Raw genomic sequence first — 17,238 nt, forward strand, 5'->3', positions numbered from 1 at the left:
TTCTTACTTTTTAATAAAGGAGTGATACGTATGGCAGAAATCATCCGCGTCAACCAGGATCAGAAAAACGAGCAAAAAGAGGATTACGCACTTCAGCGTGTACCCAAACACTGGCGCATGTCCTGGCCTAACATCACCAACGTGGCCGTCGGCGTCGCGACCGCTATGGTATTCATGCAGATGGGCAGCCTTATGGCTATCCAATTTGGCAGTGTTAATGCGTTTCTGGCAGAAATTTATGCCACGCTGGTCGCCGGATTTCTGGGCATTACTATCGCCTACTTCGCTGCCAAGAACGGTCTTAACGTTAACCTGATGTCACGCGGCACAGGCTTTGGCTTCATTGGGTCCTCGCTTACTTCTTTTATTTACGCGATTAACTTTATCATGTACTGTGCTATTGAAGGCTCGATTATGGCGCTCGCCGTACATGAGTATATCAAAGCTGTGCCGTTGTGGGCGCTTATGGTATTCTTCGGCCTGGCAGTCGTGCCGCTTAATTGGTACGGTGTCAAACAGCTGGATAAATTTCAGAAATACTCACTGCCCGTCTATCTCGCTCTTCTCGGCGTCGGCATCTATCTCACCGCTACACGCGAATTCGTCAATGCGGACGGTTGGCTTACGTTCCTTCCACAGGGTCAGGAAGTCGGCGGCATCGGTCTTGTTACATGCATCGGCATCATCAATGGTCTTGTAGGCATCATTGCGCTCCTTATCTCGGACTACGCGCGCTTCATCAAACCGGAGCAATTTAAAATCGGTGTATTTGCCGTTGGTTTTATTCCTCCGCTTATCTGTTTCTTCCTCTCCGGTTTGCTCGGCATCTGGTTCGGAGTACGGTATATGATCGACAACCCTGGCATATATTTCGTTACAGCTATGGGTGCCTGGGGAGCTCTATTCGCGATTTTGACGCAACTTCGTATCAATGTGACCAACCTGTACAGTGGTTCGATTTCGCTGGCCAACTTCTTCGCTCGCGTCTTTCACTTTACACCCGGCCGTGTCTTCTGGGTGACAACTACAGCCGTCATCGCCATCCTATGTATGATGGCAGGTGTGCTTGACTATATCGGTCCGATGCTAACATTCCAGGGGGTATTCCTGTTCGCCTGGGCATCTATCCTCGTCACCGATGTTATCGTCATTAAAAAATGGCTCAAGCTTGGGCAACTTCATATCGAACACCGTCGCGGTTTTCTGCCGGAATGGAATCCGGTCGGTGTAGTATCTATCATCATCGCAAGCATTGCAGGCACCGTATTGGCGTCTGGCGCGTTCGGTCCCATGCTGTCCGGGCTTGCGGCGCTAATTGCAGGTTTGCTGGCAAGCGCAATCAGTATCCTTATTGCGGTCGCCACAAAGGGAAGGACATATCTTACTTCTCGTCCTGTACAGGAACTTGAATCACTCGGTCACTCCAATATGTACAACGAGAATGTACACACCTGCGGCACATGCGACGGAGAGTTTATCAGTGAAGATATGCTTTACTGTCCATTTAGCCAGCGGGATATCTGCTCGCAGTGCTGTGCGGCCGAGTCAACCTGCCATGCGGTTTGCAAAAGAAAAGCGAGCAATATAGTCGCTACTACCTAACTTCATTTATCAAAAGTGGAATGGGTTTAGTCACCTGTATTCTTCTACAAGTTGGGGTGAAGTCCTTTCTTGTGGCTAAAAGAGCCTTGCGGCTCTAAGAGCGAAAATTATGCAAAACGCTTAGATAAAAAAATCAATTGTTGAAAGAGGATAATATCGTGAAAATAAATAAATTTAGTATACGATGGAAATTAATCATAGTAGTAACAATTTTGATCATTATTTCAAGTTCATTAGTTGGAATTGTAACGTATCAAGCAGCGAAAGATGAACTTACACAGGCAGGGGTTCAGAACTTACATCAAATTGTTAATGGTTCAATTGCTGTTATTCAAGCATTGAATGATGAAGTTATACATGGACATCTTACATTAGAAGAAGCTCAAAATAAAGCAAAGGATTACATTGATGGCCCACTACTACAAGATAAAAAGAAACGTGATTTGAGTAAGTCTCATTTTGTTTACAAAAAAGAAGGATATATGTGGGCGTATAATGATGACTGCCTCGCAGTTATGCATCCATTGGGATATGAAGGCCAAAATCAAAAAGATTTTCAACTTGAAGATGGCACATATTTATTACAAGAACTAGTAAAATTAAGCAAGAATAAAAATCAAGATGAGCGTTTGCTAACCTATAAATGGAAAAATCAAGGTGAAACAAAAGAGAGACCACAGATGAGCTATGTCGATTATTATCAACCATGGGGTTGGACTCTTGGTATTGCTGTTTATCCAGAAGAATTTTATGGTTCTCTCCCTCTTATAAAGGGGGTTATTGCTGGTGGTATTGCCTTATTCTCTCTCATTTGTATGGGCCTATTTATCTGGCTATTTAACAAAAAACTAAAACTGATTTTACATATTAGTGACATAGCTAAAAAAATAAGTGAGGGAGATTTAACAGTAGAGCCCATTAACACAGCTTCTAAAGATGAGTTAGGAAACTTGGCTGGTGCAATTAATGAAATGATAACAGGGCTAAAGAATATTATTACAAAGGTAACCGATGCTAGTACTCATATTACCTCTTTATCAGAACAATTGATGAAAAATACAGAAGCAACAAACAAATCAGGAAAGCAAATTGCTTCCACTGTCGAAGGATTACAACAAGGTGCAGAGATTTCTTCTCAAACAGGAGAAGAAATTGCAAGTACAATGGAAGAAACGTCGATAGGAATTCAACGTATTGCCGAGTCCTCCTCGATAGTAGCTGAAACTTCTGAAGAATCAATAAGAGAAGTTGAAAATGGAAGCGAAGCTCTATCTAAAGCAATTCAACAGATGGACTTTATTAACAAATTAGTTGGTGATTCTACCATTCTGGTAAAAACACTAGGAAATCATTCTAAAGAAATAGAAAAAATTATTGATGTTATAGCGGAAATTACATCCCAAACAAACTTACTATCCTTAAATGCTGCTATCGAGGCTGCACGTGCTGGTGAGCATGGAAAAGGTTTTGCTGTTGTAGCAGATGAGGTAAGAAAACTCGCTGAACAATCGAAAAGATCGGCAGAAAAAATCATAGGATTTATTAAACAGATGCAAGAAGACGCAGATAAAGCGATATCTAGTATGCAGCAGGAAGATGCAGAAGTTCAATCAGGCGTAATCGTTATTCACGAAGCAGGTAAATCTTTCGAAAGAATTAAAAAGGCTTTCCAACATGTAAATAATCAAATTCAAGAAGTATCAGCAGCTTCCCAACAGTTATCTGCAGGTGCAGAACAAGTAACAGCTTCCATACAAGAAATGGCCAGCGTAGCTAAGGAAGTGGCAATAGGTTCAGAAAATATTGCATCTGCCACTGAAAATCAATTGTCCTCAATGAAGGGACTCTCAAATTCTACTTCTACACTTAGAAACCTTGCTAAAGAACTACAGATATCTATAGAAAAATTCAAACTATAATCAAATTGTATTCGCAGTAGAAAGTTGGAAAACATAATGAGTACTGAATTTATGAAGAAGATTGATAAATGTCACAATGTTGCCGCATTACAAGAAGAAGCTATGATTATAGTTCGTATATTATTTCATTCTGGTTCATATGGTGATAAAGAATTTTTGATAATGTTAGAAAAAATATCCTACATTTATCAACGTATTTCAACTATTTTGAGACTATCAAAATTACAAACTTATCCGCATAACGAGTCAGAAGCTCTTGTAAAAAGTGCAGGAAGGTAGCTGCATTGCATTTCTCTGCTGACGTGCAGAACATGTTGCCGGTTTGCATATCAACGGTTCCAAACAGGTTGACCTTGATCAAATATAGGTATTTTTTTTCGCTTCCTTTCAATGTCCAGACGGCCCGAAGGGCCTGATACGCTCGGATATGGCTTTCATCTTGCGATAATAATACGGTTTTCTCATCCAACAGTTTTTTATGGAGGAAAGTACCGGAACTTATTTTGGAGCAACGAGAAGGGCAGCAAATGCGTGAGAATGAGGTGGAGATCGAAAACGAAGAAAAAGAAATGGGGGATTATATGAGTTACTTCTTTGATTTCTTTCAAACGTCAACTGTTAATGACATACTATATAGTCCTGAAATTGACGGTATTCATTGTCCGGGAATTTACAAATTTATTATTCAATTGCCATTTGAAAAAAGGGAGAATCATGATAATTCTCCCTCAATAACCCGTTTGACCATGTGATCATCAATAATTCGATGTCCGTTCTGTGCTCCATAAAGTAAACAGTGCGTACATACCTTGTTTATGAGCCTTGCGGCCCCTCCGGAAAAACGGTGGATCTCATCTAAGGCACCGTCAGAAAAGATTTGCATAGTGAAGATGCCGCGACATACTCATCAACCTGTGCACGATCATAATAACCCAGTCTGCATTGTAGGTCGATTCTTTGGCGTATCGCCGCAAATGATTGAAGACGTAGGCGATCCCATAATTCACTCTGACCTACAAGAATGAGGGCCATTGGACTTTGGGCATCCATTTTGAAGTTGAGTAAGAACCTCACTTCTTCAAGCATCTCACGGTCTAAAAGGTGAGCCTCATCTACGACTACGACGGGTTGAATATCATGAATTCCCTTCATCAGCTCAATCTCCCGACTGTAATTGCCGTTTGGCATCCCCTCTATAAAACCTTGCTTCAGAGCCCAACTTTCCAGCATTCCTTTATAAAAATGACGCGGGGTCGAATCGGATAAATAAAGCACTTGAAATTTTCCGCGATCCAGCCGATCCACAAACCTTCGAATCGTGGTAGTTTTCCTCGTACCGCAATGGCCAGTCAATACCGCAAATAACTGGCGTTCCGCCGTATACGAAGCAGCGAAGGCAAAGCATCCAGAGCGTTGGGCGCGTGGTACAAGAAATTGGAAACCGAATGAACAAGTAGCACTCCATCCAATGCGAGATGAGGGGGCAACCTGAAGCATTGAGGAAACCATAATATTCCCCATTTCTCTGGTGGTTTGAATCGAAAGTACGCTTTTCCTTTCGATTCAAACCACCAGGAGTTCCCCGGGAAAAAAGTATTTACCAATGTGATTATCGCTCCTATGGTTATTCCGGTGGTCGTAGCGGGCATTGCTATGTATCATACGTTTTCGAATTATAAGCTAGTTAATACGATAACCGGAATGGTACTGGCCCATTCCGTCCTCGCCATTCCCATCGTTTTTATTACAATATTTGCTGGGTTGAACGGAATTGATCGCAATGTCGAACTGGCAGCGCTTAGCCTCGGCTCAACACCGATTGGAGTATTTTTTAAAATTACATTGCCGCTTATTCGACCGGCAGTCATCGCTAGCGTGCTGTTTGCATTTATAACCTCACTGGATGAGGTCGTGGTGTCGATTTTTATTTCGGGTGCAACAACCAAAACGCTGCCGATGGTGATGTGGGAAAACATGCGTACACAGGTTGATCCCACGATTGCTGCTGCTTCTACCCTGCTAATTGGCGGAACCATTCTTCTTTTTCTGGTACAGGGTCTTGCACGAATCCCATTGAAACAAAAATAAGTAACATATGTGAATCAAAGCTAGCTGTGCGTTTCTTGCCGGAACGTATAACTGGCTTTTTATTTACTTTCTTAATAAAAACTTAACAATTAGAAAAGAAATCGCCTATCCCCATACAAAGTAAAGCGCAAAAACTTGTGACAAAAAGCGTCAAAATCAATTAAATTTAACGGTGTAAATGATATGTAAAGAAAAGATAAAGATCATGTTAAACTCCTTGTCCCCCTTGGACTCGTGCTATATGATTGATCCCGTGGTCGGGATTCAATTCGACAAAGAAGAAGCTAAGAAGCAAAGTGGAGAGCCTTGAGAAATGAATCCAGCCAAATTACACATGTTGCATGCTCTACATTCATTAAAAATTCTAAGGGGGATTTTTGAAAGTGAATAGTAAAAAAATAGGTGTTCTCGCGGTGTCAGCAGCTGTAGCCTTATCTCTGTCAGCTTGTTCTTCTTCAAACGGCAGTTTACAACCGGCCGGAAACAAAGATCAAGCGGCTGGAAAAACAAATAGCGGAGCCGCGGCCGGCAGTTCCACTTTAATAAATGGTGCAGGTTCTACTTTCGATAATCCGTTGTTTTCTAAACAGTTTAATGAATATCAAAAGGAACATCCGGAAATAAAAGTAAACTATCAATCTATCGGTTCTGGCGGCGGTATCAAGCAATTGATTGCTAAAACCGTTGACTTCGGAGCTTCCGACGCGCCGATGAAAGCTGATGAATTAAAAGCGGCCGGCGGAAACGTGCTTCATATTCCTGTAACACTTGGTGGAGTAGCCATCTCCTATAACCTTGATGGAGTAAAAGATCTCAAAATCACCCCGCAAATCATCGCTGATATTTACAACGGCAAAATTAAAAAATGGAATGACCCTGCGCTTGTGAAGATTAATCCGGGCGTTAACCTTCCGAATAAGCCTGTCTTCCCGGTACACCGTTCAGACGGCTCGGGTACATCTTTTATCTTTACCAGCTATTTAAATGCTGCTGCACCTGATGCGTGGAAAAAGAATCAGGTAGGAAAGTCCATTAGCTGGGCTAACGTTGGTACAGGTGCAAAAGGAAATGAAGGGGTAGCCGGCCAAGTTCAAAACACTCCGGGTGCCATCGGGTATGTGGAATTGGCTTATGTCATTCAAAACAATATGAGTGCGGCAAAAGTTCAAAATAAAGATGGCCAGTTTGTCGCTCCTTCCCTTGATACCGTTTCTGCGGCAGCTTCACAGGCTACAGGAAATATGCCGAAAGACTTGAAAATTTCTTTAGTGAACGAGCCAGGTAAGAACAGCTACCCAATCGTTGGCACATCCTGGGCGTTAGTGTATGAAAACAATACAGATAAGGACAAAACAGAAAAAGTAGTAAACTTATTGAAATACGTAGTAACCGATGGACAGAAGTTTGCAACGGATTTAGAATATGCTCCACTGCCTAAAAATGTACAGGATTTAGATGTTGAACAATTGAAAAATGTAAAGGTAAACGGGCAACCGGTTCTTAAATAACATAAAGGCATGCTTGGCTGTCGCTGTGCGAAAAGGGCGGGCGACAGCCAGGTTTTCTTCATGAATGGAGTGCAACTCTTTTGGGAAAAAGATATGGAGATCAGGTTTTTAAAATCATTGCGTATGTTTTTGGCTTCGCGATAATCGGATTGTTGCTGCTCATGCTGTGGGAAATGTACCGGGGCTCAAGCCTGGCGATCAGTAAGTTTGGATTTGGTTTTATTTTTAGCCAAACGTGGGATCCTGTTGGAGAAAAGTTTGGGGCGTGGCCCTTTATATATGGAACGATTGTTTCTTCTATTATGGCCCTGCTTATCGCAACGCCGATTAGTGTAGGGATTGCTGTTTTTCTTGTGGAAATCGCACCGAAATGGTTTCAAAATATAGTAGGATTTTTAATTGAACTGCTAGCTGCTATCCCCTCCATTATTTACGGACTGTGGGGAATATTTATTCTTGGGCCTATTATTCGTGATCATATCGCTCCTTTGTTTATTAATACACTTGGCGCATTTATTCCATTTTTTAAAGGCCCGTCTTTCGGCCCTGGGATTTTCACGGCCGGTGTCATTCTGTCTATCATGATTATACCTACTATTGCAGCTATTTCCCGAGAAGTGATTCTTGTCGTACCGGATGCTCAACGGGAAGCGGCGCTGGCTCTTGGGGCCACAAAATGGGAAATGATTCGTATGGCGGTTCTCACTTATGCCAGATCCGGAATTCTGGGTGCAATGATTATCGGTTTGGGCCGTGCTATTGGGGAGACTATGTCTGTAACGATGGTAATCGGAAACCGCCCGGAAATTCCAAAATCAATCTTTGACCCGGCCTATACGATGGCGAGTGTTATCGCAAATGAGTTTACGGAAGCTTCCTCTGACTTATACCTGTCTGCTTTAATTGAAGTAGGGTTTTTATTGTTTGCTGTAACTTTTATTGTGAATATGTTTGCCCGCTTCTTAGTATGGTCGACTTCGAGAGGCGTACAGGGGGCTAAATAATGGAGAATGCAATGGACAGAATGGAAGTTAAACATTATCGGGAATCCAACCTTTTAAAGCGGCGCAAACTCAAAAATTCGTTGATGATCGGGCTTATGATTGTAGCTACATTGTTAGCCCTTACGCCGCTGTTTAGCATCTTGGGATATGTTGTAGTGAAGGGGATCGGGGGAATCAATTTAGATTTCTTTACGAAACTTCCTGCGCCGCCTGGTGAGCTGGGTGGGGGATTGGCCAACGGAATTGTTGGAACATTTGTATTGATTGGAATTGCGTCTGTCATTGGCATACCCTTTGGCATTATGACCGGGATTTTTCTGTCCGAGTACGGGAGAAACAGGTTTGGACGTATCGTATCCTTTTTAACGGATATTTTGCTCGGTGTTCCTTCCATTGTGGTGGGGATTGTTGTTTACACATTTTTAGTCCTTGCGATGGGTGGATTTACCGCGTATGCGGGTGGTGTGGCTCTCGCTATTATTATGATACCTGCGGTGACACGAACGACGGAAGAAATGTTAAAGCTTGTTCCCAGCAGTATTAGGGAAGCAGGATTAGCACTAGGAATCCCGCAGTGGCGAGTCATTGTCTTTATTGTTCTTCCTACCTCGATGCGCGGTATCATTACCGGAGTTATCCTTGCCATCGCCCGCGTGTCAGGGGAAACAGCCCCGCTCCTCTTTACGGCTTTTGGGAATATGTATTGGAACACTACGCTAAAGGAGCCGATTGCTTCGCTGCCTGTTCAGGTATTTAATTATGCGATTTCACCGTATAAACAATGGCAGGCTCAGGCATGGGCAGGAGCTCTGACGCTGATACTGATTGTTATCATACTAAATGTTGCCGCTCGTTTGATTACAAAAAAGCGGTCATAAGCAGAGGTAGATAAAATGATTGAAGCTAAACAGCTTAACTTATGGTACGGTGATTTTCATGCTGTTAAAGATATCAATATAACCATAGAAAAAAATAAGGTAACCGCTTTTATTGGACCTTCGGGCTGTGGGAAATCAACTTTTCTGCGCGCCATCAACCGAATGCACGAAGTGATCGAAGGGGCAAAAGTTGGTGGGCAGATCACCGTCGAAGGCGAAGATATTTACAGACCGGACAAAGACCCGGTTACTGTTCGTCATAAAATTGGAATGGTATTTCAGAAGCCCAATCCATTTCCCACGATGTCTATTTACGATAATGTGGCGGCCGGTTTACGTCTTAACGGCATGCGAAATAAAAAGAAATTGGATGAAGTCGTTGAAAAATGCCTGGAACAGGCGGGATTATTTGAGGAGGTTAAAGACCGCTTGAATAAGAATGCCATGGGGCTTTCAGGCGGACAGCAGCAGCGCTTATGTATCGCCAGGACGCTTGCCGTCGAACCACATGTGATTCTGATGGATGAACCTACTTCCGCTCTCGATCCCATTTCGACGCAAAAGGTAGAGGAACTGGTCACAGAGCTGAAGAAAAAGTATACGATTATTATGGTGACCCATAATATGCAGCAGGCCGCCCGCGTGTCGGATTATACCGCATTTTTCCTGCTGGGTGAGTTGGTTGAATTTGACGAAACAGAAGCGATTTTTACCAATCCAAAGGATAAGCGAACCGAAGATTATATTTCCGGACGCTTTGGATAAAAATTTATAAAACAGGCCTGCTATCACATGTGGGTCTGTTTTTTTGCGTAAGCAAAGCTTTTAAATTTTTGAAGGTTGCTTTTTATTTGCTGCAAAAAGGGGTAGATTATTACAGGAGAGGAATACAAACACGAATAAAGTGTAAGAATAATATTATGACTTGATCAGGTTGGAAAATATCAGTATAATTAAAGTCAAAGAAAGTCAAAGTCAAACCCAGACTCGGCTATGAAGGAGGTGCCTGGATGAGGAACGTATCCGACATCATTGAAGAGCATCTTAAGAGGATTTTACTACAGAGCAATGGTGCGGTTGAAATTCAGCGTAGTGAATTAGCAGACAAATTCAGATGTGTTCCGTCGCAAATCAACTATGTCATTAGCACCCGTTTTACTGTGGAAAAAGGATACCTGGTTGAAAGTAAACGGGGTGGCGGTGGGTACATCCGAATACGCAAAGTTGGGATTCTTGACAAAGAGAACTTTTATCACAAGTTAATGGAAAGTATAGGAGAGTGTATTTCATCCACTGTATGTGAAAATATAATTGAACGCATGATGGAAGAAGGGTTGATCAATCAGCGTGAAATGAGGCTGATGAGAGCCGCTACAGGAAGAATTCTGGCCAATATCCCTCTGGCGAACCGTGACTTTTATCGTGCGGAAATCTTAAAAACCATGCTTACAGCGCTATTTATTTTTTAGCCTGGAACTATAAAGTGTCAGGAGGAGATTTGTGATGATCTGCCAGGAATGCCATAAACGGCCGGCCACCCTTCACTTTACAAAGATTATTAATGGAGAGAAAACAGAATCTCACCTTTGTGAAGTATGCGCACAGGAGAAAGGCGAAATGTTTCCGGGTGCTATGAATAATTTCTCCATACACAATTTATTATCCGGCTTGATGCTGAATAATCATGAACCGACCAGTCCAGTTGAGGTGAAAGAGCAAAATCCTTTGCACTGTGATACGTGTGGGTTAACTTATTCCCAATTCAGCAAAAGCGGGCGTTTTGGCTGCAGTAATTGCTACCGGGCGTTTGAAGAAAAACTTGATCCGCTGTTTAGGCGCATACATGGTAATACACGCCATAGCGGGAAAGTACCGGAGCGTTCCGGGGGCAGTATTAAGTTGAAAAAAGAACTGGAAGACCTGAAAAGAAACCTGCAGCGGTGTATTGAACACGAGAAGTTTGAAGAAGCGGCTACCATTCGCGATCGCATTCGCGAGTTGGAGCAGAAAATAGCAGAATTGTAGGAGGGAGTGCAATGTCTTTCCAACGATTTATTTCCAATCCGGTTAGTGAATGGATGAATGGAGGGGGGGGGGATGCCGATATCGTAATTAGCAGCCGTGTCCGCTTGGCCCGGAATTTGCAGGAACACCCATTCCCGATGCTTGCGACGGATTCGCAATCCGAACAGGTGATACAGAAAGTGCAGCAGGCGATGGAGGATGAAACCTTTCAGGAACTTGGTCCGTTCGAAATGATAAGAATGGATGACCTTACTTCTCTGCAAAAGCGCGTGCTTGTTGAGAAACATCTTATCAGCCCGAATTTGGCTGGCGAATCCCGCAAAGGTGCAGCGGTCGTTAGTACGAATGAAGAAATTAGCATCATGATTAATGAAGAAGACCATATTCGGATTCAATGCCTGTTTCCCGGCCTTCAATTAAAGGAAGCATGGAGCATTGCCAACACCATAGACGATGCTTTTGAAAGGCATCTCGATTATGCCTTTCATGAACAGCGGGGTTTTCTTACCAGCTGCCCGACCAATGTGGGAACCGGCATTCGCGCTTCTGTGATGATGCACCTTCCCGCACTGGTCATGACCCAACAGATTAATCGGATTTTATCTGCGATTACGCATGTCGGGTTAGTGGTAAGGGGCCTATACGGGGAAGGCAGCGAAGCGACCGGAAACTTATTTCAGATTTCAAATCAGATTACGCTCGGTCAATCAGAGAATGAAATTGTTGCCAACTTATACAGCGTAGCGAGACAAATTATCGAGCAGGAAAGAGCAGCACGTACCCTCCTGCTTGAAAATAACCGGCTTCAGCTTGAAGACCGCCTCTGCCGCGCCTATGGTGTACTGACGAATGCCCGGATTATTGAATCCAAGGAAGCGGCGCAGAAATTATCTGACGTAAGACTTGGCATCGACCTTGACATCGTAAAGGGAATCGAAGCCAGTGTGATTAATGAATTAATGATTATGACCCAGCCGGGTTTCCTGCAGCAGTACGCAGGGCAGCAGCTGACACCGGATTCACGGGATGAACGGCGCGCCCGTTTAATTCGTGAACGATTGCAAGTATCCAAGAACTCTTAATTACTTATGGAGGTGTTTATATTATGATGTTTGGTCGTTTTACGGAAAGAGCACAGAAAGTTTTAGCCCTCGCCCAGGAAGAAGCTGTCCGTCTGGGACACAAAAACATCGGAACGGAGCATATTCTTCTCGGCCTCATTCGTGAAGGGGACGGAATTGCCGCTAAAGCGCTGCAGGCGCTGGGGCTAGGATTAGACAAGATTCAAGGGGAGGTAGAATCACTAATCGGACGCGGCGGGGAGCAGCCGAGCAATATTAACTATACCCCGCGAGCAAAAAAAGTCATTGAACTCTCGATGGATGAGGCAAGAAAACTTGGCCATACGTATGTCGGTACCGAACACATCCTGTTAGGTCTGATTCGGGAAGGGGAAGGTGTGGCGGCTCGCGTGCTGAATAATCTTGGCGTAAGCCTGAATAAAGCCCGCCAGCAAGTGCTTCAGCTTCTCGGCAGCAGTGAAGCGATGTCTTCCCACCAGCAAAGCGCGGCGAATCCTGCCGCTAACACGCCTACGCTTGACAGCCTTGCCCGTGATTTAACGGCCGTGGCTCGTGAAGGAGGCCTTGACCCGGTTATCGGCCGGGCAAAAGAAATTGAACGTGTTATCCAGGTTTTGAGCCGGCGTACGAAAAATAACCCTGTTCTTATCGGGGAACCGGGTGTAGGTAAAACAGCGATTGCAGAAGGATTGGCCCAACGCATCATTAATAATGAAATTCCTGAAACTCTGCGTAATAAGCGCGTCATGACCCTCGATATGGGGACGGTAGTAGCCGGTACGAAATATCGTGGTGAATTCGAGGATCGGTTGAAAAAAATTATGGATGAAATTCGCCAGGCGGGAAACATCATCCTATTTATCGACGAACTTCATACGCTGATTGGAGCGGGTGGCGCAGAAGGTGCCATCGACGCCTCCAATATTTTGAAACCTTCTCTTGCTCGTGGTGAGCTTCAGTGTATCGGTGCGACAACGCTCGATGAATACCGCAAATATATCGAAAAAGACGCTGCGCTTGAGCGCCGTTTCCAGCCGATTCAAGTTAATGAACCGTCACCGGAAGAGGCTATTCAAATTTTATTTGGACTGCGCGACCGTTATGAAGCCCACCACCGGGTAAAAATTACCGATGAAGCGGTTGAACAAGCGGTTCGCTTATCGGATCGTTATATTACCGACCGCTACCTGCCTGATAAGGCGATTGACCTCATTGATGAGGCGGCATCGAAAGTGCGCCTTCAATCATATACGATTCCGCCAAATCTTAAAGAATTAGAACAGCGTCTGGAAGAAGTGCGCAAAGAAAAAGATGCTTCTGTACAGAGCCAGGAATTCGAGAAGGCAGCTTCCCTGCGCGATAAGGAGCAGAAGCTGCGTGAAGAACTGGAGAGAACGAAAAACGAATGGCAGGAGAAACAGGGACAAACGGATTCGGAAGTAACACCCGAAGATATCGCCTCTGTTGTGGCCAACTGGACGGGTATTCCTGTCGTCAAGCTGAAAGAAGAAGAAACCGAGCGCTTGTTAAAGATGGAAGAAATTCTGCATAATCGCGTTATTGGCCAGGAAGATGCAGTTAAATCGATTTCCCGTGCCGTTCGCCGGGCCCGCGCTGGCCTGAAAGACCCGAAACGCCCGATAGGTTCCTTCATTTTCCTTGGTCCTACTGGTGTGGGTAAGACGGAGCTTGCCCGCGCGATTGCCGAAGCGTTATTCGGCGCGGAAGATGCGATGATCCGAATTGACATGTCTGAGTATATGGAAAAACATTCAACATCCCGTCTTGTCGGTGCACCTCCGGGATATGTCGGCTTTGATGAAGGAGGGCAATTAACGGAAAAAGTGCGCCGGAAGCCTTATTCGGTTATTTTGCTTGATGAAATTGAGAAGGCGCATCCGGAAGTCTTCAATATCCTGCTGCAGGTTCTTGAAGACGGGCGTCTGACTGATTCGAAAGGCCGCACAGTGGATTTCCGCAATACGGTTATCATCATGACCTCAAACGTAGGGGCTGAGATGATTAAAAAGAATTCCTCGCTTGGGTTTACAACGCCTAACACAAGCAAAGATTATGAAGATATGAAGAGCCGTGTTCTGGGCGAATTAAAGCGCAGCTTCCGCCCGGAATTCATCAACCGGATCGATGAACTCATCGTATTCCATTCGCTTGAGGAAACGCACATTTCCGAAATTGTGCTGCTCATGACTGAACAACTCCGCAAACGCCTGAATGAGCAGGAGATCGACTTTGTACTGACCGATGAAGCGAAGAAGTATCTCGCAAAAGAAGGCTTTGATCCGGCTTACGGCGCTCGTCCGCTTCGCAGGGCGATCCAGCGTCATATCGAGGATCGTTTGTCTGAAGAGCTATTAATGGGCAATATCCAAAAAGGCGATATGGTAAAAATTGATGCGGCGGATGGTAAGCTGACGGTCCAAAAGGTTGAAAAAGAATCGGTATCTCCTAACGCATAAAATTGTGTATAATAGAAATACACACACAAGGCTCCTCCTAAGGCTTTCTCCTCAGGGGAGCCTTCTTTACTATGCTTAACTATGCTCAAGAAATTGCCGCTAGCAGGATTTTCAAGCGGCACCCTAGAAATTACAAGTAAAATGGCTTTGGCCGGGGTAGGAAGGGAAAAATGTAGGAATGGCGAAATATAAATCAAAATATGTATGTCAAGAATGTGGATACGAATCACCAAAATGGATGGGGAAGTGTCCCGGATGCGGAAGCTGGAATACGCTCGTTGAGGAACTGGAGGATAAAGATAAGAAAAGTCCGGGAATGCGTACGATATCGGCATCTTCTTTGCGTCCTGCCCCTATAACCCGGATTATCAGCGAGGAAGAGCCCCGGCTCGATACGAACATGAGTGAATTAAACCGTGTGCTTGGGGGCGGGGTTGTACCCGGTTCACTTGTGCTTGTGGGCGGTGACCCTGGAATCGGGAAATCTACGCTCCTTCTTCAGACCTCACAGCAGTTAGCCGGTAACGGAATCAAGGTACTCTATATATCAGGGGAAGAATCGGCAAAACAGATTAAACTTCGTGCGGAAAGGCTTGGCGCCGAAAGTGAAAATTTGTTTGTGCTGGCGGAAACCGACCTTTTCCTTCTGGAACAGCAAATAGTAGAGCTGATGCCATCGGTTGTTATTATTGATTCTATTCAGACTATTTTTTATCCTGACATTACATCTGCTCCGGGCAGCGTGGCGCAGGTCCGTGAATGTACGGCCCATCTAATGAAACTTGCCAAGACAAAAGACATTGCGATTATGATTGTCGGTCATGTTACGAAGCAGGGCGCGATTGCGGGCCCGCGGCTTTTAGAGCATATGGTGGATTCTGTTCTGTATTTTGAAGGCGAGCGGCACAACACATACCGCATTTTGCGTGCGGTTAAAAACCGTTTTGGTTCCACGAATGAGATTGGAATTTTTGAAATGGCCGAGAAAGGCCTTGTCGAAGTTAGCAACCCTTCCGAGATGTTCCTGTCTGAACGTTCGCTGGGTGTTGCAGGATCCACTGTAGTGGCAAGCATGGAGGGCACAAGGCCCGTACTTGTTGAACTGCAGGCGCTGGTGACGCCAACCGGGTTCGCAACTCCCCGAAGAATGGCAACCGGGGTGGACTATAATCGAATTTCCATGATTATGGCCGTACTGGAAAAAAGGGTCGGGCTGCTTTTGCAGAATCAGGATGCTTATGTTAACGTCGCAGGGGGGGTGCGCCTGGATGAACCGGCGATAGATCTGGCGATAGCTGTCAGCCTGGCATCCAGTTTTCGTGACCGGCAGACCCGGCCGTATGACGTGGTGATTGGGGAAGTTGGTCTGACGGGTGAAGTAAGAGGAGTGTCCCGCATCGAACAGCGGGTGAAAGAAGCGCAAAAACTTGGGTTTAAACGGGTGATTATTCCGGCAAAAAATGCTGTAGGCTGGGAGTATCCGGAAGGTGTAGAGATTGTTAGTATACACACGGTGTCTGATGCACTGCGGGAAACGTTGGGGGGATAACATGGTAACGGACAATAAACGCGAACAATTTATTGCTGAGGTTCTCCGCATGGTCTCTCCGGGAACGCCACTGCGCGAGGGGCTGGAGAATGTGCTGCGCGCTAAAACAGGAGCCCTCATTGTAGTAGGGAATTCTCCTCTGATTCAAACGATTGTTGACGGCGGATTTTCTATTAATTGCGAGCTTACACCGGCTCATCTTTATGAACTGGCCAAAATGGACGGGGCGATTATTCTAAGTGACGATGTTAAAAAAATACTATTTGCCAATACCCAGTTGATCCCTGATTCCTCCATTCCTTCTACGGAAACCGGGATCAGGCATCGTACGGCGGAACGCGTAGCGAGACAAACAGGGCAGCTGGTGATCTCGATTTCTCAACGGCGAAACGTGATCACTCTTTACCGGGGTCCTTACCGGTATTCGCTAAAAGATATCGGGGTGATTCTCACTAAGGCTAATCAAGCGATTCAGACGCTCGAAAAGTATAAATCCGTTCTCGACCAGGCTCTGACCAATCTGGGAGCGCTGGAATTCGAGGAATTAGTCACTCTCTACGAAGTGGCGATGGTCGTTCAGCGGATTGAAATGGTGCTGCGCATAAAGGCAGAAATTATTAAATATATAAATGAACTGGGGACAGAAGGCCGACTAATTAGTATGCAGCTGGAAGAGCTCGTTTCCAACGTTGAGGACGATGCGTATTTGCTAATTAAAGACTACTGCAAGGATGGGGATGAAACCGATCCGGAGGCCGTTCTCGCTCAGTTGCATAAGCTTTCGGCAGATGAATTGCTTGAGCCGCTTCATCTCTTGAAAATTTTAGGCTATACGGGAAATGCCGGTTTAAGTGATGAACCTGTTTTCCCGCGCGGTTATCGTATCCTGAGTAAAATTCCGCGTTTGCCGGGTTCGATTGTGACGAATCTTATCGAACAGTTTTCTTCCCTTCCACAGGTGATGATGGCGACTATTGAAGAATTAGATGAGGTGGAAGGCATCGGCGAGGTTCGGGCGCGTGCCATTAAAGAAGGGCTGAAAAGGATCCAGGAACAGGTGTTTATTGACAGACACATTTAATTCAGAATACAATAAGGTGGTTCGG

17 protein-coding genes are annotated in these 17,238 nt (G+C 44.9%); 15 read left to right on the forward strand and 2 right to left on the reverse strand.

Annotated features, from left to right (window positions below; genetic code table 11):
* Positions 1–30 precede the first annotated feature (30 nt).
* The 3 genes from H525_RS22870 to H525_RS26995 all read left to right on the forward strand — a co-directional run bounded on the left by H525_RS22870 (position 31) and on the right by H525_RS26995 (position 3,800).
* A complete protein-coding gene (locus H525_RS22870; protein WP_155837148.1) occupies positions 31–1,602 on the forward strand; it encodes a purine-cytosine permease family protein in 1,572 nt (523 codons plus the stop codon).
* 158 nt (positions 1,603–1,760) lie between these two features.
* Positions 1,761–3,521, forward strand: coding sequence for a methyl-accepting chemotaxis protein (locus tag H525_RS0104970; protein WP_027415289.1), 1,761 nt, complete (start codon positions 1,761–1,763; stop codon positions 3,519–3,521).
* Between the two features lie 51 nt (positions 3,522–3,572).
* Positions 3,573–3,800, forward strand: coding sequence for a hypothetical protein (locus tag H525_RS26995; RefSeq protein ID WP_155837143.1), 228 nt, complete (start codon positions 3,573–3,575; stop codon positions 3,798–3,800).
* Here the strand turns inward: H525_RS26995 and H525_RS29320 are convergent.
* Positions 3,724–3,990 carry a transposase gene (locus tag H525_RS29320; RefSeq protein ID WP_162142469.1) on the reverse strand — a complete coding sequence of 89 codons (267 nt, stop codon included), beginning with the start codon at positions 3,988–3,990 and terminating at the stop codon, positions 3,724–3,726. The genes H525_RS26995 and H525_RS29320 overlap by 77 nt on opposite strands.
* 34 nt (positions 3,991–4,024) lie before the next feature.
* Between H525_RS29320 and H525_RS0104980 the strand changes: the two genes are divergently transcribed.
* Entirely contained in the window at positions 4,025–4,273 is a 249-nt protein-coding gene (locus H525_RS0104980; protein WP_155837146.1) for a hypothetical protein, read from the forward strand.
* 103 nt (positions 4,274–4,376) lie between these two features.
* Here H525_RS0104980 and H525_RS26040 read toward each other — a convergent pair whose 3' ends face one another.
* The gene (locus tag H525_RS26040; protein WP_425387653.1) at positions 4,377–5,042 is read right to left on the reverse strand and encodes an ExeA family protein; all 666 of its coding nucleotides are present in this window, start codon (positions 5,040–5,042) and stop codon (positions 4,377–4,379) included.
* 12 nt (positions 5,043–5,054) lie between these two features.
* Here H525_RS26040 and H525_RS22880 point away from each other — a divergent pair, with 12 nt between their 5' ends.
* The 11 genes from H525_RS22880 (at position 5,055) to disA (ending at position 17,213) form a co-directional block, all read left to right on the forward strand.
* Positions 5,055–5,609, forward strand: coding sequence for an ABC transporter permease (locus H525_RS22880; RefSeq protein ID WP_245590404.1), 555 nt, complete (start codon positions 5,055–5,057; stop codon positions 5,607–5,609).
* Between the two features lie 383 nt (positions 5,610–5,992).
* The gene (gene pstS, locus H525_RS0104995) at positions 5,993–7,117 is read left to right on the forward strand and encodes a phosphate ABC transporter substrate-binding protein PstS (RefSeq protein ID WP_211236974.1); all 1,125 of its coding nucleotides are present in this window, start codon (positions 5,993–5,995) and stop codon (positions 7,115–7,117) included.
* 80 nt (positions 7,118–7,197) lie between these two features.
* Complete coding sequence (gene pstC, locus H525_RS0105000; protein ID WP_027415293.1) at positions 7,198–8,121, forward strand: phosphate ABC transporter permease subunit PstC; 924 nt, start codon at positions 7,198–7,200, stop codon at positions 8,119–8,121.
* Entirely contained in the window at positions 8,121–8,999 is an 879-nt protein-coding gene (gene pstA / locus H525_RS0105005; RefSeq protein WP_169728841.1) for a phosphate ABC transporter permease PstA, read from the forward strand. Before pstC ends, pstA begins: the two co-directional genes overlap by 1 nt.
* 15 nt (positions 9,000–9,014) lie before the next feature.
* Entirely contained in the window at positions 9,015–9,764 is a 750-nt protein-coding gene (pstB, locus tag H525_RS0105010) for a phosphate ABC transporter ATP-binding protein PstB (protein WP_027415295.1), read from the forward strand.
* Positions 9,765–10,009: 245 nt separating this feature from the next.
* Positions 10,010–10,468 (forward strand): CtsR family transcriptional regulator, encoded by a 459-nt coding sequence (locus H525_RS0105015; RefSeq protein ID WP_027415296.1) that lies wholly within the window; start codon positions 10,010–10,012, stop codon positions 10,466–10,468.
* Between the two features lie 34 nt (positions 10,469–10,502).
* A complete protein-coding gene (gene mcsA, locus H525_RS0105020; protein ID WP_027415297.1) occupies positions 10,503–11,024 on the forward strand; it encodes a protein-arginine kinase activator protein McsA in 522 nt (173 codons plus the stop codon).
* 11 nt (positions 11,025–11,035) lie between these two features.
* Positions 11,036–12,106, forward strand: a complete 1,071-nt coding sequence (mcsB, locus tag H525_RS0105025; protein WP_027415298.1) for a protein-arginine kinase McsB — start codon at positions 11,036–11,038, stop codon at positions 12,104–12,106.
* Positions 12,107–12,129: 23 nt separating this feature from the next.
* On the forward strand, positions 12,130–14,583 hold the full coding sequence (locus H525_RS0105030) for an ATP-dependent Clp protease ATP-binding subunit (RefSeq protein WP_027415299.1): 2,454 nt from the start codon (positions 12,130–12,132) through the stop codon (positions 14,581–14,583).
* A 178-nt stretch (positions 14,584–14,761) separates the two neighbouring features.
* Positions 14,762–16,132, forward strand: coding sequence for a DNA repair protein RadA (gene radA, locus H525_RS0105035; protein ID WP_027415300.1), 1,371 nt, complete (start codon positions 14,762–14,764; stop codon positions 16,130–16,132).
* Position 16,133: 1 nt separating this feature from the next.
* Positions 16,134–17,213 (forward strand): DNA integrity scanning diadenylate cyclase DisA, encoded by a 1,080-nt coding sequence (gene disA, locus H525_RS0105040; RefSeq protein WP_027415301.1) that lies wholly within the window; start codon positions 16,134–16,136, stop codon positions 17,211–17,213.
* Positions 17,214–17,238 lie beyond the last annotated feature (25 nt).

The organism is Aneurinibacillus terranovensis DSM 18919 (assembly GCF_000430625.1).
Taxonomy (GTDB): domain Bacteria; phylum Bacillota; class Bacilli; order Aneurinibacillales; family Aneurinibacillaceae; genus Aneurinibacillus_B; species Aneurinibacillus_B terranovensis.

What these genes read in the sequence shown, in the direction of transcription:
- mcsB (WP_027415298.1), top strand. Translation starts at nt 11,036, where the DNA reads ATGTCTTTCCAACGATTTATTTCCAATCCGGTTAGTGAATGGATGAAT.
- pstB (WP_027415295.1), top strand. Translation starts at nt 9,015, where the DNA reads ATGATTGAAGCTAAACAGCTTAACTTATGGTACGGTGATTTTCATGCT.
- H525_RS0105030 (WP_027415299.1), top strand. Translation starts at nt 12,130, where the DNA reads ATGATGTTTGGTCGTTTTACGGAAAGAGCACAGAAAGTTTTAGCCCTC.
- mcsA (WP_027415297.1), top strand. Translation starts at nt 10,503, where the DNA reads ATGATCTGCCAGGAATGCCATAAACGGCCGGCCACCCTTCACTTTACA.
- H525_RS26040 (WP_425387653.1), bottom strand. Translation starts at nt 5,042, where the DNA reads ATGGGGAATATTATGGTTTCCTCAATGCTTCAGGTTGCCCCCTCATCT.
- H525_RS26995 (WP_155837143.1), top strand. Translation starts at nt 3,573, where the DNA reads ATGAAGAAGATTGATAAATGTCACAATGTTGCCGCATTACAAGAAGAA.
- H525_RS22870 (WP_155837148.1), top strand. Translation starts at nt 31, where the DNA reads ATGGCAGAAATCATCCGCGTCAACCAGGATCAGAAAAACGAGCAAAAA.
- H525_RS0105015 (WP_027415296.1), top strand. Translation starts at nt 10,010, where the DNA reads ATGAGGAACGTATCCGACATCATTGAAGAGCATCTTAAGAGGATTTTA.
- disA (WP_027415301.1), top strand. Translation starts at nt 16,134, where the DNA reads ATGGTAACGGACAATAAACGCGAACAATTTATTGCTGAGGTTCTCCGC.
- radA (WP_027415300.1), top strand. Translation starts at nt 14,762, where the DNA reads ATGGCGAAATATAAATCAAAATATGTATGTCAAGAATGTGGATACGAA.
- pstA (WP_169728841.1), top strand. Translation starts at nt 8,121, where the DNA reads ATGGAGAATGCAATGGACAGAATGGAAGTTAAACATTATCGGGAATCC.